Annotated in this window: 28 protein-coding genes, 1 tRNA gene, 1 other RNA gene, 3 pseudogenes and 1 other annotated feature; of the genes and pseudogenes, 16 read left to right on the forward strand and 17 right to left on the reverse strand. The window is 64.6% G+C overall.

Annotated elements, in window-relative coordinates; genetic code table 11:
• The first annotated feature begins 7 nt into the window (after positions 1 to 7).
• From EBS_RS03465 to fusA, 4 genes are all read left to right on the forward strand, one after another.
• Positions 8 to 727 (forward strand): tyrosine-protein phosphatase, encoded by a 720-nt coding sequence (locus tag EBS_RS03465; protein WP_043107336.1) that lies wholly within the window; start codon positions 8 to 10, stop codon positions 725 to 727.
• Positions 727 to 1,392 carry a hypothetical protein gene (locus tag EBS_RS03470; RefSeq protein WP_043107337.1) on the forward strand — a complete coding sequence of 222 codons (666 nt, stop codon included), beginning with the start codon at positions 727 to 729 and terminating at the stop codon, positions 1,390 to 1,392. Before EBS_RS03465 ends, EBS_RS03470 begins: the two co-directional genes overlap by 1 nt.
• A 285-nt stretch (positions 1,393 to 1,677) precedes the next feature.
• Complete coding sequence (locus EBS_RS03475) at positions 1,678 to 2,124, forward strand: REP-associated tyrosine transposase (protein ID WP_043107340.1); 447 nt, start codon at positions 1,678 to 1,680, stop codon at positions 2,122 to 2,124.
• A gap of 330 nt (positions 2,125 to 2,454) precedes the next feature.
• On the forward strand, positions 2,455 to 4,557 hold the full coding sequence (fusA, locus tag EBS_RS03480; RefSeq protein WP_043107342.1) for an elongation factor G: 2,103 nt from the start codon (positions 2,455 to 2,457) through the stop codon (positions 4,555 to 4,557).
• A gap of 89 nt (positions 4,558 to 4,646) precedes the next feature.
• Here the strand turns inward: fusA and EBS_RS12735 are convergent, their stop codons facing one another.
• A complete protein-coding gene (locus EBS_RS12735) occupies positions 4,647 to 5,462 on the reverse strand; it encodes a spermidine synthase (RefSeq protein WP_148307631.1) in 816 nt (271 codons plus the stop codon).
• Entirely contained in the window at positions 5,455 to 5,844 is a 390-nt protein-coding gene (locus EBS_RS03490; RefSeq protein WP_043107344.1) for a DUF302 domain-containing protein, read from the reverse strand. Before EBS_RS03490 ends, EBS_RS12735 begins: the two co-directional genes overlap by 8 nt.
• A gap of 137 nt (positions 5,845 to 5,981) precedes the next feature.
• On the opposite strand from EBS_RS03490, the gene EBS_RS12740 reads away from it, so the two are divergent.
• On the forward strand, positions 5,982 to 6,854 hold the full coding sequence (locus EBS_RS12740; protein ID WP_148307632.1) for a hypothetical protein: 873 nt from the start codon (positions 5,982 to 5,984) through the stop codon (positions 6,852 to 6,854).
• A gap of 317 nt (positions 6,855 to 7,171) precedes the next feature.
• Here the strand turns inward: EBS_RS12740 and EBS_RS03500 are convergent, their stop codons facing one another.
• Complete coding sequence (locus EBS_RS03500; RefSeq protein WP_043107346.1) at positions 7,172 to 8,005, reverse strand: methyltransferase domain-containing protein; 834 nt, start codon at positions 8,003 to 8,005, stop codon at positions 7,172 to 7,174.
• Between the two features lie 91 nt (positions 8,006 to 8,096).
• On the opposite strand from EBS_RS03500, the gene EBS_RS03505 reads away from it, so the two are divergent.
• The 4 genes and pseudogenes from EBS_RS03505 to EBS_RS13455 form a co-directional block, all read left to right on the forward strand.
• A complete protein-coding gene (locus tag EBS_RS03505; RefSeq protein ID WP_052199264.1) occupies positions 8,097 to 8,567 on the forward strand; it encodes an aminoacyl-tRNA deacylase in 471 nt (156 codons plus the stop codon).
• Between the two features lie 84 nt (positions 8,568 to 8,651).
• Positions 8,652 to 8,742, forward strand: a tRNA-Ser gene (locus EBS_RS03510).
• 31 nt (positions 8,743 to 8,773) lie between these two features.
• A non-coding RNA gene (locus EBS_RS13270) (RtT sRNA) lies at positions 8,774 to 8,913 on the forward strand.
• 103 nt (positions 8,914 to 9,016) lie between these two features.
• A pseudogene (locus tag EBS_RS13455) lies at positions 9,017 to 9,733 on the forward strand (IS3 family transposase); the annotation flags it as partial.
• Positions 9,284 to 9,400, forward strand: a sequence feature (AL1L pseudoknot). (Overlaps the previous pseudogene by 117 nt.)
• A 45-nt stretch (positions 9,734 to 9,778) precedes the next feature.
• Here EBS_RS13455 and EBS_RS14940 read toward each other — a convergent pair.
• Positions 9,779 to 9,877 (reverse strand): annotated as a pseudogene (locus tag EBS_RS14940) (hypothetical protein); the annotation flags it as partial.
• A gap of 172 nt (positions 9,878 to 10,049) precedes the next feature.
• On the opposite strand from EBS_RS14940, the gene EBS_RS03525 reads away from it, so the two are divergent.
• Positions 10,050 to 10,328, forward strand: a complete 279-nt coding sequence (locus EBS_RS03525) for a type II toxin-antitoxin system Phd/YefM family antitoxin (RefSeq protein WP_043107350.1) — start codon at positions 10,050 to 10,052, stop codon at positions 10,326 to 10,328.
• Positions 10,328 to 10,639, forward strand: a complete 312-nt coding sequence (locus EBS_RS03530) for a type II toxin-antitoxin system RelE/ParE family toxin (protein WP_043107351.1) — start codon at positions 10,328 to 10,330, stop codon at positions 10,637 to 10,639. The genes EBS_RS03525 and EBS_RS03530 overlap by 1 nt, the downstream gene beginning before the upstream one ends.
• Positions 10,640 to 10,883: 244 nt before the next feature.
• Here EBS_RS03530 and EBS_RS03535 read toward each other — a convergent pair whose 3' ends face one another.
• The 9 genes from EBS_RS03535 to EBS_RS03570 form a co-directional block, all read right to left on the reverse strand.
• Complete coding sequence (locus EBS_RS03535; protein WP_052199265.1) at positions 10,884 to 11,765, reverse strand: hypothetical protein; 882 nt, start codon at positions 11,763 to 11,765, stop codon at positions 10,884 to 10,886.
• Complete coding sequence (locus EBS_RS03540; protein ID WP_043107353.1) at positions 11,752 to 12,207, reverse strand: transcriptional repressor; 456 nt, start codon at positions 12,205 to 12,207, stop codon at positions 11,752 to 11,754. Before EBS_RS03540 ends, EBS_RS03535 begins: the two co-directional genes overlap by 14 nt.
• Positions 12,198 to 13,010 (reverse strand): metal ABC transporter permease, encoded by an 813-nt coding sequence (locus EBS_RS03545; protein WP_043107356.1) that lies wholly within the window; start codon positions 13,008 to 13,010, stop codon positions 12,198 to 12,200. Before EBS_RS03545 ends, EBS_RS03540 begins: the two co-directional genes overlap by 10 nt.
• On the reverse strand, positions 13,007 to 13,765 hold the full coding sequence (locus EBS_RS03550) for a metal ABC transporter ATP-binding protein (RefSeq protein ID WP_043109178.1): 759 nt from the start codon (positions 13,763 to 13,765) through the stop codon (positions 13,007 to 13,009). Before EBS_RS03550 ends, EBS_RS03545 begins: the two co-directional genes overlap by 4 nt.
• Positions 13,759 to 14,097, reverse strand: coding sequence for a metal ABC transporter solute-binding protein, Zn/Mn family (locus EBS_RS13460; RefSeq protein WP_081999985.1), 339 nt, complete (start codon positions 14,095 to 14,097; stop codon positions 13,759 to 13,761). The genes EBS_RS03550 and EBS_RS13460 overlap by 7 nt, the downstream gene beginning before the upstream one ends.
• On the reverse strand, positions 14,001 to 14,606 hold the full coding sequence (locus EBS_RS03555; RefSeq protein WP_052199266.1) for a metal ABC transporter substrate-binding protein: 606 nt from the start codon (positions 14,604 to 14,606) through the stop codon (positions 14,001 to 14,003). The genes EBS_RS13460 and EBS_RS03555 overlap by 97 nt, the downstream gene beginning before the upstream one ends.
• Positions 14,607 to 14,788: 182 nt before the next feature.
• Positions 14,789 to 15,301 carry a 5-(carboxyamino)imidazole ribonucleotide mutase gene (purE, locus tag EBS_RS03560; RefSeq protein WP_043107358.1) on the reverse strand — a complete coding sequence of 171 codons (513 nt, stop codon included), beginning with the start codon at positions 15,299 to 15,301 and terminating at the stop codon, positions 14,789 to 14,791.
• On the reverse strand, positions 15,298 to 16,455 hold the full coding sequence (locus EBS_RS03565) for a 5-(carboxyamino)imidazole ribonucleotide synthase (protein ID WP_043107359.1): 1,158 nt from the start codon (positions 16,453 to 16,455) through the stop codon (positions 15,298 to 15,300). Before EBS_RS03565 ends, purE begins: the two co-directional genes overlap by 4 nt.
• A complete protein-coding gene (locus tag EBS_RS03570) occupies positions 16,452 to 18,137 on the reverse strand; it encodes a SulP family inorganic anion transporter (RefSeq protein WP_052199267.1) in 1,686 nt (561 codons plus the stop codon). Before EBS_RS03570 ends, EBS_RS03565 begins: the two co-directional genes overlap by 4 nt.
• 309 nt (positions 18,138 to 18,446) lie before the next feature.
• Between EBS_RS03570 and EBS_RS03575 the strand changes: the two genes are divergently transcribed.
• From EBS_RS03575 to EBS_RS03595, 5 genes and pseudogenes are all read left to right on the forward strand, one after another.
• Positions 18,447 to 18,656 carry a cold-shock protein gene (locus tag EBS_RS03575; RefSeq protein ID WP_043107360.1) on the forward strand — a complete coding sequence of 70 codons (210 nt, stop codon included), beginning with the start codon at positions 18,447 to 18,449 and terminating at the stop codon, positions 18,654 to 18,656.
• Between the two features lie 73 nt (positions 18,657 to 18,729).
• On the forward strand, positions 18,730 to 19,005 hold the full coding sequence (locus EBS_RS03580) for an RNA recognition motif domain-containing protein (protein ID WP_043107361.1): 276 nt from the start codon (positions 18,730 to 18,732) through the stop codon (positions 19,003 to 19,005).
• 46 nt (positions 19,006 to 19,051) lie between these two features.
• Complete coding sequence (locus tag EBS_RS03585) at positions 19,052 to 19,354, forward strand: hypothetical protein (RefSeq protein ID WP_043107363.1); 303 nt, start codon at positions 19,052 to 19,054, stop codon at positions 19,352 to 19,354.
• Between the two features lie 5 nt (positions 19,355 to 19,359).
• Positions 19,360 to 19,809: a hypothetical protein gene (locus tag EBS_RS03590; RefSeq protein WP_043107364.1), complete on the forward strand. Its 450-nt coding sequence runs from the start codon at positions 19,360 to 19,362 to the stop codon at positions 19,807 to 19,809.
• A 653-nt stretch (positions 19,810 to 20,462) separates the two neighbouring features.
• Positions 20,463 to 21,414: pseudogene (locus tag EBS_RS03595) on the forward strand (IS110 family RNA-guided transposase).
• 82 nt (positions 21,415 to 21,496) lie between these two features.
• On the opposite strand, the gene EBS_RS03600 reads toward EBS_RS03595, so the two are convergent.
• From EBS_RS03600 to EBS_RS03615, 4 genes are all read right to left on the reverse strand, one after another.
• Complete coding sequence (locus EBS_RS03600; RefSeq protein ID WP_043107366.1) at positions 21,497 to 23,884, reverse strand: nitric oxide reductase activation protein NorD; 2,388 nt, start codon at positions 23,882 to 23,884, stop codon at positions 21,497 to 21,499.
• 166 nt (positions 23,885 to 24,050) lie between these two features.
• The gene (locus EBS_RS03605) at positions 24,051 to 24,764 is read right to left on the reverse strand and encodes a CbbQ/NirQ/NorQ domain-containing protein (protein ID WP_043109181.1); all 714 of its coding nucleotides are present in this window, start codon (positions 24,762 to 24,764) and stop codon (positions 24,051 to 24,053) included.
• 171 nt (positions 24,765 to 24,935) lie between these two features.
• A complete protein-coding gene (locus EBS_RS03610; protein WP_043107368.1) occupies positions 24,936 to 25,301 on the reverse strand; it encodes a ribulose bisphosphate carboxylase small subunit in 366 nt (121 codons plus the stop codon).
• A 69-nt stretch (positions 25,302 to 25,370) separates the two neighbouring features.
• Complete coding sequence (locus EBS_RS03615; RefSeq protein ID WP_043107369.1) at positions 25,371 to 26,789, reverse strand: form I ribulose bisphosphate carboxylase large subunit; 1,419 nt, start codon at positions 26,787 to 26,789, stop codon at positions 25,371 to 25,373.
• Positions 26,790 to 26,850 lie beyond the last annotated feature (61 nt).

A 26,850-nucleotide genomic window follows, 5' to 3' on the forward strand; every position in this document is an offset into this window, starting at 1 on the left:
GGAACGGGTGATTGATCTGCACTGCCACCTGTTGCCCGGTATCGACGATGGCGCCAAAGACCTCGATGAGGCGCTGGCACTGGCACGGGTCGCGGTCGACGCTGGTATTTGCCATGCCGTGATGACCCCGCATGTGCATCCTGGTCGTTACGACAATCACCGCGACGGTATTGCCGCGGCCTGTGAGGATTTTCAGCAGGCCCTCGATGCCGCGGGTATCGCCCTGCGGGTTTCGCCTGGCGCGGAAGTCCGGGTGAGCGACCAGGTCGTGTTGCAGGCGCGCCAGGGTGTCTTGCCGACCATCGGTGAATGGGAAGGGCGTCCCGTGGTATTGCTCGAATTCCCTCACAGCCATATCCCGCCGGGCAGCGAGAAACTGACGGCCTTTCTGCTGCGCCAGGGATACCAGCCGATGATCGCCCACCCGGAGCGCAACAAGGACGTGATCCGTCGCTTCGAGAAGATTCATCCCTTTTTCGAGCAGGGCTGCCTGCTGCAGGTCACGGCGGCGGCGGTGACGGGTGGCTTCGGCTCCCAGGCCCTGAAGCGTGCCTGGCAGTTGCTCGAAAGGGGGTGGGTGACGGTGCTGGCCAGCGATGCCCACAACCTGCACGCCCGTCCGCCCGACATGCGCCCCGGATTCAAGGCCGTGTGTGAGCGTCTCGACGAGACCACGGCATGGAGCCTGGTGAGGGACAATCCGGCACGGATCTGCGGATTGGCCTGATGGCCGCGCGAGGCCCCGGACTGCGGATCGCGGCGAGCGGCCTGATGGTGGCCTTGCTTGTCGTCGCCGTCGGCGCCTTTCCTCGCGGGGTCGCCGATGTCTATGCCTATTTCGTGCAGGCCCACCTCGATACCTGGGCCGAGCGTCGGCATCTTCCGAAAGAGCAGGAATGGCAACGGGCACGTGAACTGGTGCGGGCGGCGCTGGGCTGGACGCCCGAAGATCCGCGGTTGTTGCAACAGGCCGGGGGCCTGTACGAATGGGGTGCGCTGATCGCCCCCAGGGCGGAGAGTCGTGGCGCGCAGGCCTTGCAGTATTACCGGGACTCGCTCGCGCGACGTCCGGCCTGGCCCTATGCCTGGGCGGACCTGGCGGTGGCCAAGGCGCGATTCGGGCAGATCGACGCGGAATTCCAGCAGGCCTTCGCCCGTGCATTGGAGACAGGTCCCTGGGAGCCCGAGGTGCAGCTCAATATCGCCCGGGCCGGTTTTCTTGCCTTCAAGCGCCTCAGCCGTGCCAATCGCGCTGCCCTGGCGCGTACCATCCAGCGCATGTCCTCGCGCCAACTCCCGGAACTGGTGCGGATCGCCGAGGAGAGCGACAGCCTGTGGATCGTGTGCACCCTGCGTGGCGATCAGCCAGTGGTGCAACGCGCCTGCACGTAGGAGGCCCGTCCCCGGGCCGAACATTCGCGGCAAGAATGTTCACCTGTAGGAGGCCCGTCCCCGGGCCGAACCCTACCGGGTCGAACATTCGCGGCGAGGACGCCGCTCCCACATGTAGGAGGCCCGTCCTCGGGCCGAACATTCGCGGCAAGAATGTTCACCTGTAGGAGGCCCGTCCTCGGGCCGAACCCTACCGGGCCGAATGTTCGCGGCGGGGACGCCGCTCCCACAGGTGATGTAGGAGGCCCGTCCCCGGGCCGAACAATTTGCTGAGGAGGACCAAGGATGGTTCCGGTGTATCACGGAAAAGATCTCCGCAAGGGTCGTGTTTCGATCCCCGGTCAGATTTATCACGTGACCACTGTCACGCGTGCACGTGAACCTGTCTTTCAGGACTTGAACTCGGCCAGGCGAGTAATACAGGTGCTGATGGAGATCCAGTCACACGAGCTTGCCGATACCCTGGCCTTTGTGGTGATGCCGGATCATGTACATTGGCTGCTTCAACTGGGAGAGCGGAGACCGTTGTCCTGCGTGATTGCCAGCATGAAATCCATTTCAGCCAGGCGAATCGGACGGGGAAAGATATGGCTGGCAGGTTTTCATGATCACGCATTGCGCAGGGACGAGGATCTGCGGCAGGTGGCAAGGTATATCGTGGCCAACCCGTTGCGGGCGGGGTTGGTGGATGATATCGGACATTACCCCCACTGGGATGCAATCTGGCTGTAGGCGGTCCGTCCCCGGGTCGAACATTCGCGGCAGATCATTCGCGGCGAGGACGCCGCTCCCACATGTAGGAGGCCCGTCCTCGGGCCGAACCGTTTGGCGGAGGAACTTTTGCTGGGCGATTCCGTCCCACAATGCTAGAATACGCGCCTATTTCTCTCTCTGCGGATTGTACCAAATGTCAGCAAAATCAATTACTTGGTTTTGCTGTCTGGTGGCCTTTTGCATACGTTCGGCCGTTGTCTGGCAGTCCGGAGCCGTCGGGAGACGATTCCCGTGGTGGCAGAAGATTTGGATTAACTGGAATTTGAACGCTTCATAAAGAGACCCGACATGACTGATCTCACCCTGTATCGCAACATCGCCCTGTATCGCAACATCGGCATCTTCGCCCACGTGGACGCGGGCAAGACGACCACCACCGAGCGTATCCTCAACCTCACCGGCAAGACCCACAAGATCGGCGAGGTGCACGATGGTGAGGCCACCACCGACTTCATGGACCAGGAGCGTGAGCGCGGCATCACCATCCAGTCCGCGGCGACCACCTGTTTCTGGAAGGATCACCGCCTGAACATCATCGACACCCCCGGACACGTGGACTTCACCATCGAGGTGTACCGCTCGCTGAAGGTGCTCGACGGCGGCATCGGCGTGTTCTGCGGCTCCGGCGGCGTGGAGCCCCAGTCCGAGACCAACTGGCGCTATGCCAACGAGTCGGAGGTGGCGCGCATCATCTTCGTCAACAAGCTGGACCGCATGGGCGCGGACTTCTACCGTGTGGTCAAGCAGGTGGAGGACGTGCTGGGCGCCAACCCGCTGGTCATGACCCTGCCGATCGGCATCGAGGACGAGTTCGTCGGTGTGGTCGATCTGCTCACCCGCAAGGCCTGGATCTGGGACGATTCGGGTGATCCGCACAAGTACCACATCGAAGACGTGCCCGCGGACATGACCGACAAGGTCGAGGAGTTCCGCGAGAAGCTGATCGAGACTGCCGTGGAGCAGGACGACGACCTGATGGAGGCCTACCTTGAAGGCGAGGAGCCTTCCATCGAGGACGTGAAGCGCTGCATCCGCAAGGGCACCATCAACCTGGACTTCTTCCCGACCTACTGCGGCTCGGCGTTCAAGAACAAGGGTATCCAGCTGGTGCTGGACGCGGTGGTTGACTATCTGCCGAACCCGACCGAGGTCAAGCCCCAGCCGGAGGTCGATCTGGAGGGCAACGAGACCGGCGAGTACGCCATCGTCGATCCCGACCGCCCGCTGCGCGCGCTGGCGTTCAAGATCATGGACGACCGCTTCGGCGCCCTGACCTTCACCCGCATCTACTCGGGTCGGCTGAAGAAGGGCGACACCGTGCTCAACACCTACACCGGCAAGACCGAGCGCATCGGCCGCATCGTCGAGATGCACGCCAACGAGCGCAAGGAGCTGGATTCCGCACAGGCCGGTGACATCATCGCCCTGGTGGGTCTCAAGAACACCCAGACCGGCCACACCCTGGCCGATCCCAACAATCCGGCCACCCTCGAGCCGATGGTGTTCCCCGATCCGGTGATCTCCATCGCCATCAAGCCCAAGGACAAGGGTTCGACCGAGAAGCTGGGCGTGGCGCTCAACAAGATGATGCAGGAAGACCCGTCCTTCCGCGTCGAGACCGACGAGGACTCGGGCGAGACCATCATCAAGGGCATGGGCGAGCTGCACCTCGACATCAAGGTGGACATCCTGCGCCGCACCCACGGCGTGGACGTGGAGATGGGCAAGCCGCAGGTGGCGTATCGCGAGACCATCACCAAGCGGGTCGAGGACAGCTACACCCACAAGAAGCAGACCGGTGGTTCGGGCCAGTTCGCCAAGATCGACTACGTCATCGAGCCGGGCGAGCCCAACAGCGGCTTCCAGTTCGAGTCCACTGTCACCGGCGGCAACGTGCCGCGCGAGTTCTGGCCGGCAGTCGAGAAGGGCTTCGCGGTCAGCATGCAGGAAGGTCCGTTGGCCGGCTTCCCGCTGCTGGACGTGAAAGTGACCCTGGTCGACGGTGGCTTCCACCCGGTGGACTCCTCGGCCATCGCCTACGAGATCGCCGCCAAGGGTGCCTACCGCCAGTCGGTGCCCAAGGCCGGGCCGCAACTGCTCGAGCCGATCATGAAGGTGGACGTGTTCACCCCAGAAGACCATGTCGGTGACGTGATCGGCGACCTCAACCGCCGCCGCGGCATGATCCAGGGTCAGGAGTCCGGTCCCACCGGTGTGCGCGTGAAGGCCGAGTGTCCGCTCTCGGAGATGTTCGGCTACATCGGCGACCTGCGGACCATGACCTCGGGTCGTGGCCAGTTCTCGATGGAGTTCTCGCACTATGCGCCGTGCCCGGCCAATGTGGCCGAGGAGGTCATCAAGGAGACCAAGGCGCGCAAGGAAGCTGGCTGATACGGCGAATCTTCTGTCGCGCAAGCAGGCCGGGCACCGTGAGGCGTCCGGCCTTTTTCTTTCCTGGCGTCCGTGTCGGACCCTGGCGCCTATCCCGGGCGATATCGCCCGCTGCGCAATGCCTGCGCGTTCTGTCGCCAGAGGGTGCGAGCCAGGCGTTGCAGGGGGATGTCCAGGCGCAGTCCCATGGCCTGCGCCGAGGAGAACAGGCGGTTGCGATCGACCACTGGCAGGTGGTCGCGGAAGGCGAAGATGATGCTGTTGCCGCCCTGCACGTGCAGGGCCAGGCGGAACTCGCCGAACACCGCGTCCAGCGCCTGGTGGGTCTCCCGAGCGTCACGGAATTCACTGCACCAGGCGTTGAGCAGCAGCAGGCCATGGCGGGCGAGGCGCTCCCGGGTGTGCTCGAGGAAGTCGAGCCGGGTCTGCACGGGGTTGACGCCTTCGGCCAGGTAGAGATCGGCAAAGATCAGGTCGAAACGCTCCTGCGTGCCGGCGACGAAATCGGCCGCATCGGCACAATGCAGGCGCAGCTGCGGGTCGCCGGGATCGACGCCGAACCATTCGATGGCCAGCTCGATCACGGCCTGGCGGCTCTCCACGGCAGCAAGGCGCAGGTCGGGGGCAGCGTGACGCAGGGCGCGCACCAGGCTGCCGCCGCCCAGGCCGAGGATCAGTGCCGAGCCGGGATCCGGGCGCAGCAACAGGCCGAGCATCATCGCCTGGGTATAGACATGCTCCAGTCGCCACGGTTGGGCCGTGTTGCAGCAGCTCTGCTCCACCACGTTGCCGAAGGTGAGAAAGCGGTGCTGCCCCAGTTCCCGGACCTCTACGGGGCCGCAGGCGTCTTCGCGGCGTGCGACGATCCGGCCGAGGGGATGTGGCTTGTCCGTGGTCTCAGCCACCCAGGCCAGCAACCACCCGTTGCAGCTTGTCCCGGGCCTCTTCGGCCACCGCGCGTACCTCGGCCGACTCGCTCAGTCCGAGCACGGCGACCGGGTCCATGAAGCTGACCACGGTCTTGTCGTCGCCGGCGTCACGGAGTACAAGGTTGCAGGGCAGCAGGGTGCCGGCATTGGGTTCGACCGAGAGCACCCGGTCGGCGAGTTTCGGGTTGCAGGCCCCCAGAATGCGATAGGGCGGGATGTCCTTGTCCATCTTGGCCTTGAAGATGGCCTGCACGTCCACTTCGCTGACGATGCCCAGGTGTTCGGACATCAGGGCCTCGCGGACCTTTTCGAGTGCTTGTTCGAAGGGCAGGTCGAGAGTGAGGTTGAATTCGTACATGGCGGGCTCTCCTGTGAGTGGACGGATGGTCCGGGGAAAGACAGCATTATAAATAAATATTTGATAGCATAAGCATATCTTTGATTATTATGATGTCGGCGGGCTGTCCGCCTTTCGAGGGCATCGGGAGCGCACCAGTGAAACAATCGATCAAATCCCTTTCTGCCGCCATCCTGCTCGGGCTTGCGAGCGGCGCCGGCCAGGTGCTTGCGCAGGGTTATCCGCAGGGCGGTTACTCCGCGCCTCCGCAGCCACCGGCCGTTCCCTACGGTTATGCCCAGCCGGGCTATGGTGACTACGGCTATGGCCAGTACCCGGGCTATGGCTACCAGGCCCCGCCGTCGGCCGGCGCCTATGCCTATCCGGGCGCCCAGGGGTATTACCCGCCGGCCTATGGATCCAGCATGCCTTACGGCGGCTTTCCGCGCGGCTTTGGCAAGAAGCGCTGGGACGACTGGGATCTGTTCGGGGGTGACAACCCGCTGCAGAATCCCCTGGACCACGAGGGCTACTGGGCACATCCGCGGTTCCAGCCCTGGCGCAGTGGGCCTTTCGCGCACGACAAGTGGCGCGATCACCCCATGAAACAGATGCCCTGGGGCAATTTCCCGGGCTGGGGCGACGGCTTCTTCGGTGGCTACGGCCCTGATCGCTGGAAGGGAGTGACGCCCTGGGGCAATGATGTGCCTTTCAAGTGGATCGACCCCTCCGATCCCGAAGAGTCCATAGCCAACATGTGGGAAGACGCCATCAATACCCCGTACAACATGGGGCGCATGCCGCCGGGCTGGACCGCGCCGCAGATCAGCGTGCCCAACCCCATCGACGTGGAAAACGAGTTCGAGCGCAACTTCCGCAACGCGCCGACCGAGTTCCGCAACATGTGGGGCGAGGAAGGCGCGGGCTTCGGTTCTGCCGGCAAGCCCAAGGCGAAAAAGGCAGAAAAGAAGCCACAACAGAACCCGCAGGAGAAGCCGGCCGCCGCAAAGCCGGCCCCGGCAGACCGGTAGGAGCGGCGTCCTCGTCGCGAACGTTTGGCCCGAGGAGGGGCCTCCTACGGTAGGAGCGGCGTCCTCGCCGCGAACGGTTCGGCCCGAGGACGGGCCTTCTACCTGCCGGCGCGACGTCCCGGACTCCCACCCTGACTGGCTCGCTGACCTTGTCTGGGGGGAGACGGGAGGTGGAAACCGCAAAGGACACCAAGGGCTTCAGGAAGCCTGAAACCGAACCCTCTCTGTTTGCAGGGCCTCGGATCAGCGCCCGTTTGCGGACACTGCCTGGGTCACTCTTCCCTCACTTGCGGGACGCCGGAGGAAGCGCAGGCGTGCTATTTCTCTGCGACCAGGTAGCAGATCCAGCCGGCATCCGCGTCCGCGGTCTCGGTGGGGTAGAATTCGCCGCTGGCTTCGCCGTCCTCGTCCCATCCCTGCCAGTACACCGTGGTGCGCGAGAAGCCCGCCTCGTCCAGCAGGTCGCGAATCTCGGGTAGGGTGTACAGCCGCCAGTCGTAGGTGAAGGCACGCTCCATCACCGAGCCATCGGGAAAGGCGAAGTGGATGTGGCAGACCAGGTTGTTGTCCACCGGGTTGAAGTGGTCCTGGTCCCAGATATAGGTGAATCCTTCGCCGCCATCGTCGATCTCGCGCTCCTCGTCGATTTCGCGGAAGGCGTCGTAACCGCCATAGGCATCGAGAAAGAAGATGCCGTCGTCCACCAGGTTGTTGTGCACGCTGCGGAAATAGCGCAGCAGATCACTCCGTTGCTTGAACAGCCAGTAGCTGAAGTTCATTGCCAGCACCACGTCGGTCGGCCGGGTCTGGGCGTCGAGGACATCGTCCTGGAGCAGGGCCACTCGCGAACGCTGACGCTCGGTGAGTGCGCCCAGGCGGTGGCGTCGACCCCAGTCGAGCACCTCGCCATCGAGGTCCACGCCGACCGCCGTGTGCCGTGCGCCGCGCCGCACCCATTCGCAGCACACATTGGCGGTGCCGCAGAAATCCTCGCGCAGGTGCAGGGGCTTGCGGCCCCGCAGCTCGCGGAAGGTGTCGATGACAAAATCCACCTCGGCCTCGGCGCACTGCACCGCCAGCTCGTACAGCCGGTGGCGGTCGGCCTGTGAGGCCATGTCGGCCTTTTGCTTCCTGTTGCGGGTCCTGCTCATGACATCCCCTTGCGAAAACCGTGGCCGAACTATACTTCAAGCCAGGCCGCAGCCAAATTCCGCGGATCACCCAAGAGAGGAGGGCACAGAGATGGCCGTCGCAGCGACCATCCAGAACTACCTGGATAGCCACGGTATCGAATACGAGATCATCGAGCACCCCCGAACCGACAACCCGAAACAGTCCGCCCAGGTTGCTCATGTCCCCCCGGAGCAGATGGCCCGCCCAGTGTTGCTCGGAGACGATATCAACTACCTGCTGGCGGTCATTCCTGCCAATCATCGCCTCGACCTGGACCGCCTCAACCAGGTCATGGCTCGCAGTCTGGAGCTGGTCGATGGCGAGGAACTCGAGTTCACCTTCAGTGACTGTGAAAAGGGCGCCATCCCCCCTGTCGGCGAGGCTTACGGCGTCGATACCGTGCTCGATGTCGCGCTCAGCCACCAGGAGGCCATCTACTTCGAGGCCGGCGACCACAAGCACCTGGTGCACGTGAGAGGCGACGACTTCCGCCGCCTGATGGAACACGTCCCCCGCGTGCAGGCCAGCCACCACCTCTGAGCCGGTTGCCAAAAACGCCTGTTTCCGCTAATGTTCCCGCCCTCGCGAGCTGGGGCCAAGGTTGCCCACGCGCGAGCAAATTTCGGAGAGGTGTCCGAGTGGCTGAAGGAGCACGCCTGGAAAGTGTGTATACGTTAATAGCGTATCGAGGGTTCGAATCCCTCCCTCTCCGCCAGTAATGCAAAAGGCCCCTGCATGGGGCCTTTTGCATTATCAGGGAGTGATGGGGTGAGAATCCTCGTCAGGGTTCGACAAGGCGCGTAGCGCCGCAGGACGCCGGAGCGAAGCGACGGCGCCCCGAAGGGGTGAGCGGCGTAGCCGCGAATCAATCCCTCCCTCTCCGCCAATACACGAAAACGCCGGTTCTCTAGAGACCGGTTTTTTTGTGCTCGGTGAACTGAACCGCCCCGTGTTTCCAGGAGACTCCATTTCTTGAGAGGATAGAGTTTATGGATACGAGCAAGAGATATTCCCCTGAGGTCCGGGAACGGGCGGTTCGCATGGTGTTTGATCATCAGGGCGAGCATGATTCCCAATGGGCGGCGATGACCTCCATCGCGGCCAAGATCGGCTGTACTGCGCAAATGGGTGAGACAGGCCGAGCGTGATCAAGGACTGCGTGAGGGTCTGACGACGTCGGAGCGCGAGCGGCTCAAGGCCTTGGAACGGGAGAACCGGGAGCTGAGGCGGGCCAACGAGATTCTGAAGACGGCGTCGGCTTTTTTTGCCCAGGCGGAGCTCGACCGCAAACTGAAGAGATGATCGCGTACATCGACGATCACAGGGATCGTTACGGGGTCGAGCCGATCTGCGCGGTGCTGCCGATCGCCCCGTCCACCTACTATGAGCACAAGGCCCGTGAGGCCGATCCACAGCGACTGCCGCGGCGATTGCAGCGGGATCGCGCCCTGTCAGACGAGATTCGACGGATCTGGGAAGAGAACTTCCAGGTGTACGGTGCCAGGAAGGTATGGCGGCAGCTCAACCGGGAAGGCATCGAGGTAGCCCGCTGCACGGTGGAACGCCTGATGCGTGTCATGGGGTTGCGGGGTGTGGTGTGAGGCCGCCGTTGCCGGACAACGATCGGCGACACGACGGCGGAACGACCACTGGACCGGGTGAAGCGGCAGTTTACTGCCACCCGCCCGAATCAGTTGTGGGTGTCGGTAGCGCACCTGGCCACCGATCTTCACAAAGTGCGGACCCCGGCCGATCGCACGCCACCGTTCGAGGGTGTGTGTCGATACGCCCCAGTACTCTGCCAGTTGTTGCTGGTTCATGTGGTTGAAAACCGTCTGCTCATATCTCATGGGTTGCGCTCCTGTGCTATGTCGTCTTCATGAAGGCTCACAGGGCGACTGGAAGCAACTCAATCAGCACAGCTGCATGGCTGCGGGGGTAGTGAACAGGGGTTCTCTTAAGAGGTGCTGTTATCAGGTGCTATAATCAGCACCTGATAGGTGTGCTAAATAGAGGTGAACAATGGGAGTCAAGTTTTCCGAAGACGTGGTACCGCTGACGGATCTGAAGATCAACCCGGGTAAGGTGGTTCGGCATGCCACCGAGGCGCACCGGCCGGTACTCCTGACCAGCCGTGGGCGTGGGGTGGCTGTAGTGCAGTCCGTCGCGGACTATGAAGCTTCTGAGGAGGAGCGGGATTTCATGCGAGCGGTGGTGGCCGGCCTTGCTGATCTCGATGCTGGGCGGGAGCTGTCCCTGGAAGAGGCAAAGAGCCGACTTGGGCTGTCAGCTTCGGAGTGATGCCATTGGGCGAAGTGACTATCCGCTTTGCGGAGTCGGCGGTTGCCGATCTGGAGAAGATCCGGCTTTGGTATGCGGAACAAGGCGTTCCCGATGCCGGGGAGAGGCTTGTCACTGAGATCTTCCAACGGATCGAGGCGCTCGAAAAGCATCCTGAGTTGGGTAGAATCGTGCCTGAGTTCGACCAGCCTTTTTTAAGGGAGTTGATCCAGCCACCTTTTCGTATCGTCTATCGGCACGATCCGGGCAAGGTTCGCATTGTGCGCGTCTGGCGCAGTGAGCGGTTGCTACGATTGCCGGAGGCACCATGATCCCCTGTCAAGTCTTGCGAAGATGAAGATGAATCGCAGCACCGGATACGGCTGACGGCTGTTGCGGCCTAGTATATTCAAGCCCTGGTTACCATTGGGTACTACTGCGTACCAGCAGTATCAATCAACTGGAGTGGAGTTGCCGATAGTCAGCGGTTCTTGATGTAAGTTGTTTCTCCACCGCCAATTACGCAAAAGGCCCCGGGTGGGGCCTTTTGCGTTGTCAGGGGGCTGAGAATCCTCATCAGGGCTTCGAACTCGATTGGACACAGCGCTGTTCATCCAGTCGGATCAGCTGGTCCATGTGTGGCGGCAGAGTGGCCAGCGCATGTTCGGTGAGGCGCTGATAGTGCTCGATGAAGCGCTGCATCGCTGTCTCGTCCATCAGGTGTTGTCCGTTGCCCTGCGCGCGTAGCCCGCGCTCGGCTTCCATGCGCCACTCGAACACGCAGTCGAAGGACGGGGCGGCGAGCATGGTCCAGTAATCGATGCGCTCCCACAGCGGCAGGTAGTCGGTGCGCAGGCAGTCGTTGACGTATTGTCGCCAGCGGCCGTCCGGGTCTTCTTCGGCTTCCAGGCGGTTGATCGGCGACATCAGTGCCGCCGGATCTTGTGGTTGCACGCCCAGGCACCAGCCCTCCAGGATCACGATATCCACCGGGGTCCTTGTGCGCGGCCATTCGTGCTCGGGCTGACGGTCGCCGGTGATCTTGTCGAAGCGCGGGATGGCGACGGTGCCGGAGGCGAGGGTGAGGGCATCCAGCGTGCGGTCGAGCAGCGCGGTGTCGTGGGTGCCGGGTACTCCCCGGGTGATGAACAGCGGGTGCACACGCTCGGCCAGTTCGCGGCGTTGTTCGCGGGTGAGGTAGAAGTCGTCGATCGACAGCGCCACGCAGCGCCGCCCATGCACCTGTGCGAGCCAGGCGGTAAGCAGCTCGGCCAGGGTGCTCTTGCCCGAGCCCTGGCAGCCGTGGATGCCCGCGACCAGCGGTCGCCCGAGGCGCTCGCGCAGGTGGTCTAGCGTCTTGGCCAGGGGCAGATAGTGCTGGTGGGCGGCGTCGGCGAAGGCGGCCGGCAGGCCGTGCTTGGCCATGAAGTTGCGCAGGATCTCTTCAGTTCGGTTCATGGTCACGGCGACAGTTGGCGCAGGTGCCCAGCAGCTCGACTACCGGGCGCCGGGTACGGAAGCCCGTGGCATCCACGGCCTCGCGCAATTGCCGTTCGATGCCCTGTTCGCACAGTTCGTTCACCCGTCCGCAATCGGTGCAGATAAGGAACTGGCTGGCGTGCGGGTGTTCGGGGTGATGGCAGCTCACGTAGGCGTGCAGGCTTTCGAGCTTGTGGATCAGCCCCTGTTCGAGCAGGAAGTCCAGGGCACGGTACACGGTGGGTGGCGCGGGGCGGCGCTTGCCGATCGGCATGCGATCGAGGATCTCGTAGGCGCTCAGGGGGCGCTCGGCCTCGCAGATCAGGCGCAGCACCGTGGCGCGCTGTGGGGTCAGGCGTACCCGCCGTGCCCGGCACAGGCGTTCGGCGCGGGCCAGCCACTGCTCGTTGTTCACGTCCATCGGCGTCTCCGGGAAAACAGGGTGGAGACCAGGTAGGCGAGGCCGGCGAGCAGCACGATGGCGGGCCCGGGCGGCAGGTTGGGGCCGTAGGACATGGCCAGCCACGCTACCACCAGGAAGATGCTCAGCAGGGTGGCGATGGCCATCATGCGGGCTACCGAGTGCACGTGCTGGCCGGCCACGGCGGCCGGCAGGGTGAGCAGGGCCAGCACCAGGATCAGCCCCACCACGTGGATCAGCAGCACCACGGTGAGCGCGATCAGCACCAGCAGCAGCAGCAGGTAGAGGAAGGTGACCGGTAGCCCGCGCAGGCGCGCGTATTCCTCGTCGAACACCACCGCCAGGATCTGCCGGTGCCAGACCAGTACCACCAGCAGCAGGATGGCATCGAGCGCGCCCATGAACCAGAGCTCGCGCTCGGGCACCAGCAGGATGTTGCCGAACAGGTAGCTCACCAGGTCGGCCTGGTAGCCGGGGATGCGCGAGATGAACAGGATGCCGATGGCCCAGAGCGCGCCGATGAGGATGTCTTCGCCGGTGTTCCAGTGCAGGCGAACCCAGCCGATCAGCAGCGCCGAGAGCACCGCGGCGACCAGTGCTCCGACCAGCGGGTCGGCCCCGAAATACAGTGCCACGCCCATGCCGCCCAACACCGAGTGGGCGATGCCGCCGGCGATGAAACCGATGCGCCGCACCACCACGTAGGGCCCCATCAGTCCGCAGCCGATGGCGGCCAGCACGCCGGCGATCAGGGCGTATTGCAGGAACTGGTAGTGCAGCAGGGCCTGAAAGAATTCGCTCATGTCGTGTGCTCGTGGGCCACCATGCGGACCTTGTCGCCGTAGAGTTCGCGCAACAGCCTGGCATCGATGGCGGTGGTGGGGTGGCAGACCAGGGTACGGTTGATGCAGGCGACCCGGGTGACATAACTGGAGACGAAGGCGATGTCGTGTGACACCACCAGGATGGTCATGCGTTCGTTGAGTCGCTTCAGCAGGTCGAAGATCTCGCCTTCGGCGCGTTGGTCCACGTTGGCGGTGGGCTCGTCCAGCAGCAGGATGCGTGGCCGTGACACCAGGGCGCGCGCCAGCAGTACGCGCTGCAACTGGCCGCCCGACAGGCCGCCGATCTGGCGGGGGGCCAGATCGCCGGCCTCGACCTCGTCGAGCGCTTGCGCCACCCGCGCCCGTTCGTCAGCGTTCAGGCGTGCGGGCAGCAGCGAGGCGAGTGGCCCACCGCGCTCGCGGCGACCCAGCAGCCCCAGTTCCACCACCTGGCGCACGCTCATGGGAAAGTTGCGCGAGAAGCCCGGGTGCTGCGCCACGTAGCCCAGCAGGTGCCGGGTGGCGCGCGGCGTGTCGCCGAGTACGTGGACCAGGCCGTGGTCGGGTTTGAGCAGGCCCAGGATCAGCTTGAGCAGGGTGCTCTTGCCGCCCGCGTTGGGACCGACGATGCCCAGGAATTCGCGTTCGCGCACTGCCAGGTCGATGTCCTCGAGCACCGGTTCGGCGTCATAGGTGAAGCCGACGCCTCGCAGTTCGATCACCGGGTTCACGATGCCGCCTCCGTCAAGGCCTCGACCAGGCGACGCAACTCGGTCTGCTGGTCGGCGGCCAGTGGGTCGATGGTCACCAGGCGGGCGCCGATGGCGCGGGCAATCTGCTCGGCCTGGCGATGGTCGAACTGTGGCTGGATCAGCACCACGCGGATACCTTTGCGGCGCGCGTGCTCGATCAGGCCGGTCAGCCAGCGCGCGCCGCCCTGCTTGCCCTCGTGCTCGATGGCCAGCTGGCTCAGCCCGTAACGGCGGGCGAAATAGCCCCAGCCCAGGCCGGGTGATAGACCAGGAAAGTGTCGGCATGACGCCGGTGCAGCCGTGCGCGGATCCAGTGGTCGAGCCTCTGCAGGCGTCGTTGCGTCGCCTCGAAGCCGCGCCGGTAGTCGTCGGCGTGTGTCGGGTCCAGCTCACTGAGCGCGCGGCGGATGTTGTCGGCGATGTGGATTGCCGCCAGCGGGTCGCTCCAGAGGTGTGGATCGGGCATTTGCTCATGCGCGCCATGCGCATGATGCTGCGACAGGACCTCGATGCCCTCGCGCACATCCACCACCCGCATGCGCGGGTTCACCTGGCGCAACCGCGTCATCCAGGCGTGCTCGAAGGGCAGGCCGGCGCGCAGGTACAGGTGGCTGTTGGCCAGCGCCAGCAGTTGTCTCGGCGCCGGGGCGAAGGTCACCGGGTTGTCGCCCGGCCGCAGCAGGCTGAGTACCTGGACATGCGCCCCGCCCACTTCGGCTGCCAGTGCGGCGATCGGTGGCACGCTGGCGTGTACTGTCCAGGCGGCCGACAGCGACAGCAGTGCGATCAACAGGCTCAGCAGGCGGGAGAGCAGGGCGGGCATGGGGTGCGAGACAGTGGGATTTGCAACTTTATAACATTTCGTGCCGGGGCGGGAAAGGCTGCGCGGAGGGTTTGTCGTTTGTGTCTCGGCGGGGTGACGTCTTCCTGCCCCGGGGGGCGGGCGGAAGCCCGACCTGCGGAACGCGGGAGATGTTCCCTGCCGGTCGGCCTTCAGGCCGACGCTCAGCGCCCGGCGAAGTGTGGTCCGTCCTTCTCCCAGGCGGCGACCTTGTCGAGCACCATCTGTTCGAGCGCCTGCTTGTAGTCGCGCACGCGCTGGGCCAGGGCGTGATCGGCGATGGCGAGCATCTGGGCGGCGAGGATGCCGGCGTTCCTGGCGCCGTTGATGGCCACCGTGGCCACCGGCACGCCGGGGGGCATCTGCACGATGGACAGCAGCGAGTCCTCGCCCGAGAGTGCCGAGGACTTTACCGGCACACCGATCACCGGCAGCGGGGTGATGGCGGCGGCCATGCCGGGCAGGTGGGCCGCGCCGCCGGCCCCGGCGATGATCACCTTCAGCCCGCGCTGCTCGGCGCTGGCGGCATAGTCGTACAGGCGCTTCGGCGTGCGGTGTGCCGAGACGATGGTCATCTCGTGGGGGACGCCCAGTTCGTCGAGCAGCTCGCCCGCTCCCTGCATGACCGGCAGGTCCGAGTCGCTGCCCATGATGATGCCGACGGCGATGTCCGTCATGGCGATTCCTCCGCGCCGATTTCGATGGTCTCGCGCACGCGCAGGGCCTTGGCCTTTGCGGCGGCGGTGTCGTGGTCGAGGATGGTGATGTGCCCCATCTTGCGGAAGGGGGTGGTCCTGGCCTTGCCGTAGAGATGCAGGCACACGCCGGGGATGGCCAGGGTCTCTTCCAGGCCGCGGATCACCGGCCGGCCGCTCTCGCCCGGCGCGCCCAGCAGGTTGAGCATGGCCGCCGGGCTGAGTGTCTCGGTGCTGCCCAGCGGCAGGCCGAGAATGGCGCGCAGGTGCTGCTCGAATTGATCGGTGATGTTCGCCTCGATGGTGTGGTGGCCGGAGTTGTGGGTGCGCGGCGCGATCTCGTTGACCAGTATCTCGCCCTTGCGGTCGACGAACATCTCGATGCCGAAGATGCCCACGCCGTCGAGCGCCTCGACGGTGCGCACCGCAATGGCTTCGGCCTCGGTGCGGATGTCGTCACCGATGTCGGCGGGCGCGAGCAGCAGGTCGAGCACGTTCTCGCCGGGGCGGAAGCACATTTCCACCGGGGGGTAGGTCGCCACCTCGCCGTGCGTGTTGCGCGCGACCAGCACGGCGATCTCCTTGTCGGCCTCCACGAAGCCTTCGATCAGCGAGGGGACCGGCAGGTGTTGCTCGAAATCCTCGGGGCCGCGCATGATCACCACGCCGCGCCCGTCGTAGCCGCCGGTGCGCGCCTTCTGCACCAGGGGGTAGCCGAAGGCGGCGAACTGATCGGCCGTGGGTGTGTCGGCGGCCTCGAAGGGCGAGGTGGGGATGCCGTTATCGCGCAGAAAGTGTTTCTGTACCAGCTTGTCCTGGATGGTCTTGAGCACGCCTGCCGAGGGATGCACCGGGTGCCCTTCGGCCTCCAGCTCGGCCAGGGTGTCCGCGTCGATGGCCTCCAGCTCGAAGGTGAGCACGTCGCAATCGGCGGCCAACTCGCGGATCCGGTCCGCGTCATGGTAGCCGCCGACGATCTGACGGGTGGCGATCTGCCCGGCTGGCGAGTCTTCCACCGGGTCGAGCACCACGGTGGTACAGCCGAGCCGCTTGGCCGCCTTGACCAGCATGCGTCCGAGCTGGCCGCCGCCGATCAGGCCGATGCGCGCGATGGGGTAGGGATAGGTCTTGCTCATGCCGCCAGAACGTCTGCCCTTTCAGGAAAAACCGTACATTCTACCCCTGGGGGCGGCCGCCTGCCAGTTCGCAGGCCAGGGCAATGGCCTGCCTGCGGTCGTCGAGGACCCGCGAGGGGGGCGATCTTGTCGAGTACGCGCAGGTCTCTCAGTGCTTGTTCCGCCTCGCCGCTGAGACCGCAGATCACGCAGGCGATACCGGCCTCCTCGGCGACGATCAGCAGTTCCTCGACCGCCAGTGCCGCGCTGGTATCCAGGCGGGTGGCGTCCGAGAAGTCGTAGATCACCGCGCCGTGCGCGATGTCGCTGTCCACCGTACTGGCGCGGCGCACCAGTTCGCGCGCCGAGGCGTAGGAGAAGCGCCCGCGCAGGCGCACCAGGGCGACCTTGCCCTGCGCCTCGCGCAGCGCCTCGCGTTCTGCCTCGCTCAGTTGATGATTCTCGGCGTCGTCGGGGGAGGCGAGGTGCGCGATGCCCTTGAGTTCTTCCTCCGCATTCCAGCGTGCGGTGATGAAGCCGGCCAGGATCAGGCCCACCGCCACCGCCGTGATGAGATCGACGAATACGGTCAGCAACAGGGTCACCAGCATCACGAAGGCCTTGTCGCGCGGTGCGCGTTTCAGGCGCTTCAGGTAGCCCCAGTCGATGATGTCCCAGCCGACCTTGAGCAGGATGGCGGCCAGGATGGCATGGGGTATGTGTTCGGCCAGCGGCCCCAGCCCCAGTACCAGGGCCAGCAGGACCAGCGCATGCAGCGCGCCGGAGATCGGGGTGCGCCCTCCGGCGCGTACGTTGATTACGGTACGCATGGTGGCGCCCGCGCCCGGCAGGCCACCGATCAGGCCGGCGGCCATGTTGCCGATGCCCTGGCCGATGAGCTCGCGGTCGGAATCATGCCGGTCGCGGGTGATCGAGTCGGCCACCAGCGAGGTCAGCAGGCTGTCGATCGAGCCGAGCAAGGCAAGAATGAAGGCCGGTTGCAGGATGCGTGGCAGCACCTCGAAGGACAGCGTCGGCAGTTGCAGTTCGGGCAGGCCGGTGGGCACCTCGCCGATGATGGGGGCATCGGTGAGCACGAAGGCAGCGAGCAGCGAGCCGGCAATCAGTGCGGCCAGAGGCGATGGCAGCAGGCGCGCCAGGCGTTCCGGCCAGAACACCACCATGCCCAGCCCGAACAGCCCCAGCAGCAGGGCGTCGATGTTGACTCCACCCTGAAGGTGCAGCCAGGTCTGCAAGGTGCCCACCGGTCCGCCGGCAGCGGTGGGGTGACCGATGAAGGGCAGGGTCTCGATGACAATGATGATGACCCCGATGCCGGTCATGAACCCTGAGACAACCGAGTACGGTGTGTAGGCGATATAGCGCCCGAGGCGCAACATGCCGAAGGCGATCTGCAACAGCCCGCCGAGAAACACGATGGCAAAGGCCTCGGGCAGGTTCTGCGCATGTTCGGCGACGATGGCGCCCATCACCACCGTCATGGGTCCGGTGGGGCCGGATACCTGCGGGTCGGTGCCACCGAACACGGCGGCAAAGAAGCCCACGGCGATGGCCCCGTACAGGCCGGCGATCGGACCGAGTCCCGAGGCCACGCCAAAGGCCATCGCCAGTGGCAGTGCCACCACTGCGGCGGTGATGCCACCGTAGATGTCGCCACGCAGATTGTTCAGATGGAAACGCATGGTTCGCTCCGTTCGCTCGAAATGAAAAAGGCTGCATTATAGCGCTCGCGGCGAGAGGCCAGTGCGTGCACCTGGGGCGGCAGCTCACAGCTGCCGAATGCGAGATAGTGAAAATATTGCTTGTAGGGCACGTCGGGGCCTGTTACTGTGCACCGCACATGATCTTCCTTCGTTACACCTCGCTTCCCGTTTCGTCTGTTTCCTCGCTGTTACATCCGATACGAATTCCGAGTGTTCGTCAGGATTCGTGGTTATCCCGCCTGAGTTTCAGGTTGGGTCTTTCAAATTCATTCCAGAGAGGAATCAGCAATGTCTGCAAAACAAACCGGTACCGTAAAGTGGTTCGACAGCGCCAAGGGCTATGGCTTCATCGAGCGCGAATCCGGCAAGGATCTGTTCGTCCACTTCCGTTCCATCGTCGGTGAAGGCCACCGTTCGCTGGAAGAAGGTCAGCGCGTCGAATTCGATGAGGTGGCCGGTGCCAAGGGTCCGCAGGCGGAGAACGTGATCGCCGTCTGAGCGACCCGTACGCCAGTGACCGAGAGGCGGCCAGCAGGCCGCCTTTTTCGTATCCGTCACCCGGGAGAATCCTGTGATCGCACTCTCCGTGCGCGGCCTGCCGCGCTCCATGACCGAAGAGGCGTTGAATGCCTTGTTTGCCGAATTCGGCATCGTCCGCTCGCTGAAGATGACCAGGGACCTGTTCACCGGTGACTGCCGGGGCTTTGCCATCATCGAAATGGAAGGCCACGAGGCACGCGCCGCCATCGCCGCACTCGACGGCAAGGAAATCAATGGCTCGCTGTTGCGGGTCGGTCCCGATCGTGGTCCGCGAGGTCGAGGCAAGGGTCGGGGGCGCCGGCGCTGAGGTAGAATTGCCGGCATTCCGTTCTTTGATATCGGGGCGAGGCGAGATGATAGACAAGCGTTACGAGGGTATCGACAAGGACCCCACCGGGGCCATGAATCCCACCGGCAACATCATCCGCGATGCCTGGGTGTTCGGGCTGATTCCCGAGACCGAGACCTGCGCGGGCTGGACTCTGCAGGGCATCGACGCGCTGTACGACAAGGTCACTCGCGAGTGGGACAAGTACGGCCACCTGGTCTCCAACCTGCTGCCCGAGCTGCGCGAGCGTCATCAGCGGATCTATGCCGAAGCGGTGGCGCGCGCCCGCGCCCTGGGCTGGAACCCGGAACTCGACGACGAGGGCTGAGGCCCATGGGCGGGTATGTGCCGGAGGTGTTCTTTCGTCCGTTGGAGACGGGACGCGAGACCTCCACCATCCCTGCTGCCCTGTTCAATCGCTGCCGCCTGCTGCTGGCGCGTTGCGACCATGCCCATGTATTCGTGCCCATTCGCAGCATGCAGTTTCTCGGCGTGATCGACGACGAGGAGAGCATCTTCGTCGACAGCCAGGCCTATCGTACCCAGGGCGAGGAGGGCGGGCGGCTGATCCTGCTGACCTGGCAGTTCCGCCCCGAGCTGCGTCCCGATGCGCTCGACCGCCCGGTGCCGATCGATTTCGTCTACTACCATCCGGGAGCATGCGACTTGCAGAAGCGCCTGATCGGCGAATTCGGCAAGGCGCTCGATCTGCTGGAACGCCGTTACGGCGGCGGTTGCGAGGCGCGCATCAAGAAGGTGTTGCCGTTTCGCGTCCCTTCCTGATACCGAACCGTTCGCGGCGAGGACGCCGCTCCTACCCTGTAGGAGGCCCGTCCTCGGGCCGAAGGGTTCGCGGCGAGGATGCCGCTCCTACCCTGTAGGAGGCCCGTCCTCGGGCCGAAGGGTTCGCGGCGAGGATGCCGCTCCTACCCTGTAGGAGGCCCGTCCTCGGGCCGAAGGGCTCGCGGCGGGGATGCCGCTCCTACCCTGTAGGGGGCCCGTCCTCGGGCCGAAGGGCTCGCGGCGGGGATGCCGCTCCTACCCTGTAGGAGGCCCGTCCTCGGGCCGAAGGGTTCGCGGCGGGGATGCCGCTCCTACCCTGTAGGAGGCCCGTCCTCGGGCCGAAGGGTTCGCGGCGGGGATGCCGCTCCTACCCTGTAGGAGGCCCGTCCTCGGGCCGAAGGGTTCGCGGCGAGGGTGCCGCTTGTATGTTTCCTCTCGATGGGTCAGAAAGGACCTGTCGGGGCGGAGGGACGAACGCCGCATCTGACCTTTGACCTTGAGTACAGACAGTAGGAGAAATCGTCCCGCCCTCACCCCAGCGCCAATAAGGGATCTATCGGCCAATACGGACCGACAATTTTCGCAAGCCAGCGCCTTGGGTGAACCCCGACAAATCCTGCTCTCTACACTAGTCGGGAGGAAACATCATGGCAATGCCTGTGCAACCCCTGCTGATCGGTATCGATGTCAGCAAACAGGGCCTGGATATCTGTGATGACAGCAACGGCCCCGTCCAGTCGATTTCCAATGACCGTCAGTCCATTGCCGCCTGGCTCGATTCGCTGCCACCGGGTCCGGTCGAAATCGCCCTCGAGGCCACCAGCACCTTTCACCTCCTGGTGTGCGAACTCGCCTTCAAGGCCCGCCATACGATCTATCTCATTGATGGTTTCCGCTTGAGTCGTTATCGGGACAGCGTGGGCATCCGGGCCAAGAACGACACCTCCGATGCTCGCCTGCTGCGCCGTTACCTGGTCAATGAGCGCGACAGCCTGCGCCCTTGGAGCCCGCCTCCCAAGGCCTATACCACCTTGCTGGGATTGCTCAACCGGCGTGCCGTCATCGTCCAGGCCAAGACCAAACTGCGACAAAGCCTGGCTGATCTGCCAGGCCTCAAGCCACAGATTCAGGCGCTCTTCGATCACTTCAAGACACTTGAAAGAAAGATCGATCAGCAGATCCAGAAATGGCTCGAGAAAGCTGCCTGGAAAGACAGGGCCTTGCGTGTGCAGGCCATCGAGGGCATTTGGCCCCCTCACCGCCGCCGCCCTGGTCACCGCCTTTCAGCGCGGCTCATTCCGCTCCTCCGACGCCTTTATCGCCTTCCTGGGTATGGATGTGCGCGTGCATGATTCCGGTCAGATGCGTGGGCGACGAAAGCTCACCAAGAAAGGCAACGCCGAGTTGCGACGCCTGCTCTACCTCGCTGCCATGCGCGCGTGTCGAACGCCGGCCTGGCGAGATTTCTACCAGCGGTATCTCGACCGCGGCCTGGCGCCGGTCCAGGCCTTGGTCATCCTCGGCAGAAAGCTCGCCAGGGTCGCTTTTGCCATCTTGCGAAATGAAACCGAATATCGGCCAAGAAATCGTTGCATGCAGACATAGGATCTCCTACCCATTGCAGGAGGCTCGTTCCCTTACGACGTGATCGGTATCTTCGGTGAGCACCGAACAGGCGGAGGAGCAGTCAGCTGGTCAGCGCCGCGAAGACGTTGGGCAGGCGTTCGGGCAGGCGCTCCACATTGTCCACGATGGAATAGTTGTTCTCGCCGAAGATGCGCGCGACATACTGGTCGGCCTTGGGATCGAGGGTGAGACAATAGGTGTAGATGCCTTGCATCGCCAGGTCTTCGACCGCCTTCTTGGTATCGTGCCGCAGGTATTGCGGGTCGCGTTCGTCGATGTCGGCCGGTTCGCCGTCGGTCACCAGCAGCACCAGGCGCTTGGTGGCGTTCTGTCGCGTGAGGTGCCAGCCGGCATGCCGAAGGGCCGCGCCCATGCGGGTGGAGGGACCGCCCTGCATGCCGGCGAGGTGTGACTTGGCCTCGTCGTCGTAGCGCTGCTCGAAGTCCTTGAAGCGGTAGTACTGTACGTCGTGGCGCCCGTCGGAGGCGAAGCCGTGCACGGCGAAGGCGTCGCCGATGGCGTCGATGGCCCAGGCCAGCAGACCAGCCGATTCGCGGGTGAGGTCGAGGATGGTCGGTGCCTCCTCGTAGCCGGGGTCGCCCTCCTTGAGGCCGCCGACCTTCTCGTTGGTCGATTCCGACAGGTCCAGCAGCAGCACGATGGCGAGGTCGCGGATGTGCCGGGTGATGCGGATGTTGATGCGCGGGTCGGGCATCACGCCACGGCGGATGTCGATCATCGCGCGCACCGCGGCGTTGAGGTCCAGTTCCTCACCTTCCTCGTAACCGCGCTTGCGCACGATGCCCTGGGGCTGCAGGGCGTCGATCAGGTGACGGATGCGCGAGGCGATGGGCTTGTGACGCTCGAGGATCTCGTCCATCAGCTCGGGGTTGCCACGCGGCTGGCGACGCTCGATCACGGTCGTCCAGTCGGGGCGGGCGAGCTGCACGTGGTAGTCCCATTCGTCGTAGTGGTGGGGCTCGGAGACCGGTTCCTTGCCCCACATGGCGTTGTAGCTGACCGTTGCCTCACCGGCGTCTTCGTAGGGGAAGAACTCGGTGGCGCAGATCCAGACCTCCTGGGCGTCGTCACCGGCCAGTTCGCAGTCCACCTCGTTGGCCATGTCGATGGCCGAGACGTACTTGCGTACCTGCTGCTGGGTGGCCGGCAGATAGTCGGCCCCCTGCGACTCGAACAGGTTCTCGCTGAATTCCCAGATATAGCAATTGTCGTCGCGGTAGGGAACCGGCCAGTCGGAGAGCACGCGCACGCTCGGGATGCGCGCGATCTCGGTCAGCCGGTTGTAGAAATCGATGCCGGCGAACCAGCTCAGGTTCTTCTGCCGGGGATCGGCCTCGAGTTTTGCACGAAAGTCGCGGGCGATCTCGTCGATGGCCGTTTCCGGGTCGCGGTAGTCCGGGTCCATGATGGCGCGGGTGGTGCGCATCATCAGGTCCATGACCTCGTGGATGTCCTCGCCGCGGTCTTCGGGAGCGGGCTCGTAGAAACGCAGCCACAGCTTGCGCAGGCCGGGAAACTCGGACCAGGCCAGGTACTCGATGCGCACATCCTCGAACAACTCGATACAGCGCATCTGTGCCTGCGAGAGCTGTTCGGCCGATATCGGCTCCGTGGTATAGACCATGTGCGCGGCGGCATGCGCCACCGCCGCCCGGTAGATCTCGATGCCGTCGATGCCGCGGTGCGGGTCGTAGGCGTCGGGGACGTGGATCTGGAAGTCCTCGATGAAGGGCTTGAGGCCCTGCCGGGTCTCGTAGTCGCCCGAGGTCGGCCGCATCAGGAAGGCGCGGCCCCAGAGCGCGCGCAGGTAGAAATTGAGCTTGCGCTGGTTGTCGATGAACAGGGTGCCGCGGCGTTCCTTCTGCAGCACCGAGCGCGAGGACTCGGTGGCCAGCGCAAAGTAGGCCATCTGGCCGTCGAGGTCGCGCTGGTGTGCCTGTGCGCCCCACATGGCCCAGCGACGCAGGCCGCCCAGGGTGAGCTTGGAGAGCAGCTCGTCGAGGTGCTCCATCATCGGCCGCAGGCCGCGCGGTGCCTTGCCGGCGAGCTGGTGCAGCAGTTTGAGATAGCCGCGCAGCACCTCGGTATCGCCCAGGCGCTGGGCGGCCAGGTGCAGGTTGGCCAGGATCAGCGCCAGCACGGTGCCCGAGGTGTGCGAGGCCAGCTTCATGATCGACTCGACCACGTCGGGGATCACGTCTTCCCCGACCTCCTTGGCCACCAGCGGCATCTCCTCCACGTAGGTCAGCACCAGGTCGGCGCCACGCCTCAGGGCACAGAGCGCACGCATGCCCTCGAGGTAGTTCTGCAGGCCGCGCGGGGACATCAGGCGAGCCGCCTCGTGGTAGGCGGCATCGATGGCCTCGCGGTGCTCGTGGCCTTCCTCGAGTTCCAGGCAACTGACGTATTCGGAGAAATCGACGCTCATGGTGTCTTAACCACGAAGGGCACAAGGGGCACGAAGGAAAACGGTGCGCAACACCTGCCGTCGTCTTCCCGCGCATGCCGGAATTTCCGTCAGCCGTTGCCGGCTGTCTGGAGCATCGGTGACCATCGCCTTTGTGATCTTCGTGTCCTTTGTGGTTGACCGGGAATCAGAAATAGGTATTGACCGCGGCACTCAGGGTGTCGCGCATGTCGGGGTCGTCGGTCAGTGGGGTGACCAGCGCCATCTGGCAGGCCGATTGCGGATCGATCCCCTTGGCCACCAGTTGCGCGGCATAGACCAGCAGGCGGGTGGACATACCCTCGTCCAGCCCGTGACCCTTCAGGTTGCGCGAACGTTGTGCGATCTGCACCAGCTTGTCGGCGATCTCGCGGTCCACGCCGCCCTCGTGCATCACGATCTCGGTCTCCACCTCGGCCTCCGGGTAGTCGAAGTCCAGGCCACCGAAACGCTGCTTGGTGGACTGCTTGAGGTCCTTCATCAGCGACTGGTAGCCGGGGTTGTAGGAGATGACGATCTGGAAATCGGGGTGCGCCTTGACCAGCTCACCCTTCTTCTCCAGCGGCAGCTCGCGCCGGTGGTCGGTGAGCGGGTGGATGACCACGGTGGTGTCCTGCCGGGCCTCGACGATTTCGTTCAGGTAGCAGATGGCGCCGATGCGCGCGGCCACGGTGATCAGCGGTCGGCCCAGTTTCCAGGCCATGTACTCGACGAAACGCGACTTGCCGCAGCCGGTCGGCCCCTTGAGCATTACCGGCATGCGTGCGGCATAGGCCGCCTCGTACATGGCGACCTCGTTGCCCACGGGGCGGTAATAGGGTTCTTCCTGGACGAGATACTGTTCGCGATCGATCTCGGACATGACGCTTCTCCACGGTTGGCGCGCACGGCGCTTGGGCTTGGGATTGGGAATGTTCGGGAAGAACATCGGCCAGGTGACGGCACCTGGCGGATGCCCCTCGGGGGTGGCCCCCGGTCATGCGACCGGGGGCCGGCAGCCTCGGCAGTGGGCCGTGTTCACGGCCCCGGTGGCTCAGCACTTGGCGCTGATGGGGCCGCGGAAGATCACCATCGCAGTGCCTTGCGACTGGGCATAGTTGTCGTAGCCGATCAGGCGCACGTGATGCGAGGGATGCGCCTTGTGGCATGCCTCGGCCTCGGCCAGGATGGCGTCCACGTCGGTTTCGCCGAACATCGGCAGCTTCCACATGTACCAGTAGTGGTCGAAGGCGTTCTCCGGCTCGGTGTGCTCGATGGCCGGGTTCCAGCCCTTGCTGACGATGTACTCGACCTGCTTGCGGATCTTTTCCACGCCGAGTTCGGGCAGGTAGGAGAAGGTCTCGAACTTGCGGCTCGACGGATCGCTGACGCTCGAGTTGTAGTCTTGGATTTCGCTCATTGTTGATACCTCGAAAATTTGGGATGCGTGGCCCGGGCCAGCCACGACCGGCCCGGGGTGGCGGGGCGCTTATTTGTGCGCCACGTCCAGTTTGTCCACGGTGTCGAACTCGAACTTGATTTCCTTCCAGGTCTCCATCGCGGTCTTGAGTTCGGGGCTGTGCTTGGCGGCCTGGATGAGGATGTCCTTGCCCTCTTTCTCCAGCTCGCGGCCCTCGTTGCGAGCCTCGACGCAGGCTTCCAGCGCCACCCGGTTGGCCGCGGCGCCGGCCGCGTTGCCCCAGGGGTGACCCAGGGTGCCGCCACCGAACTGGAGCACGGCATCGTCGCCGAAGATGGTGACCAGCGCCGGCATGTGCCAGACGTGGATACCGCCGGAGGCGACCGCAAAGACGCCGGGCATGGAGCCCCAGTCCTGGTCGAAGAAGATGCCGCGCGAACGGTCTTCCTTGATGTAGGACTCGCGCAGCAGGTCGATCCAGCCGAGGGTCGCCTCGCGGTCGCCCTCCAGCTTGCCGACCACGGTGCCGGTGTGCAGGTGGTCGCCGCCGGACAGGCGCAGGATCTTGGTCAGCACGCGGAAGTGGATGCCGTGGTGCGGGTTGCGGTCGAGCACGGCGTGCATGGCGCGGTGGATGCGCAGCAGCACGCCGTTGTCACGGCACCACTGCGCCAGGCCGGTGTTGGCGGTGAAGCCGCCGGTGATGTAGTCGTGCATGATGATCGGCGCGCCGATCTCCTTGGCGTACTCGGCACGCTTGAACATCTCGTCCGGGGTGGGCGCGGTGACGTTCAGGTAGTGACCCTTGCGCTCGCCGGTCTCGCGCTCGGCCTTCTCGATGGCCTCCATCACGAAGTCGAAACGCTGCCGCCAGCGCATGAAGGGCTGGGAGTTGACGTTCTCGTCGTCCTTGGTGAAGTCCAGGCCGCCGCGCAGGCATTCGTACACGGCGCGACCGTAGTTCTTGGCCGACAGGCCCAGCTTGGGCTTGATGGTGCAGCCCAACAGCGGACGGCCGTACTTGTTCATGATGTCGCGCTCGACCTGGATGCCGTGCGGCGGACCGTTGCAGGTCATGACGTATGCGATGGGGAAGCGCACGTCCTCCAGACGCAGGGCGCGGATGGCCTTGAAGCCGAACACGTTGCCCACCAGAGAGGTAAACACGTTGACCACCGAGCCTTCCTCGAACAGGTCGATGGGGTAGGCGATGAAGGCATAGAAGGCCTCCTCGTCGCCCGGTACGTCCTCGATGGCGTAGGCACGGCCCTTGTAGTGGTCGAGGTCGGTCAGCAGGTCGGTCCACACGGTGGTCCAGGTGCCGGTGGACGACTCGGCGGCCACGGCGGCCGCGGCTTCCTCGCGCGGCACGCCCGGCTGCGGAATGATCTTGAAGCACGCCAGCAGGTCGGTCTCCTTCGGCGTGTAGTCCGGCATCCAGTAGGTTTCGCGGTAGTCTTTTACGCCCGCATCGTATTTCTTCGCCATTGCTTGTCCTCTCCAGAGGGTCGGTGTTCGAGGGGCACCGGACGCCTGGCGTCCGACAGCC

This window comes from endosymbiont of unidentified scaly snail isolate Monju (assembly GCF_000801295.1).
Taxonomy (GTDB): domain Bacteria; phylum Pseudomonadota; class Gammaproteobacteria; order Chromatiales; family Chromatiaceae; genus MONJU.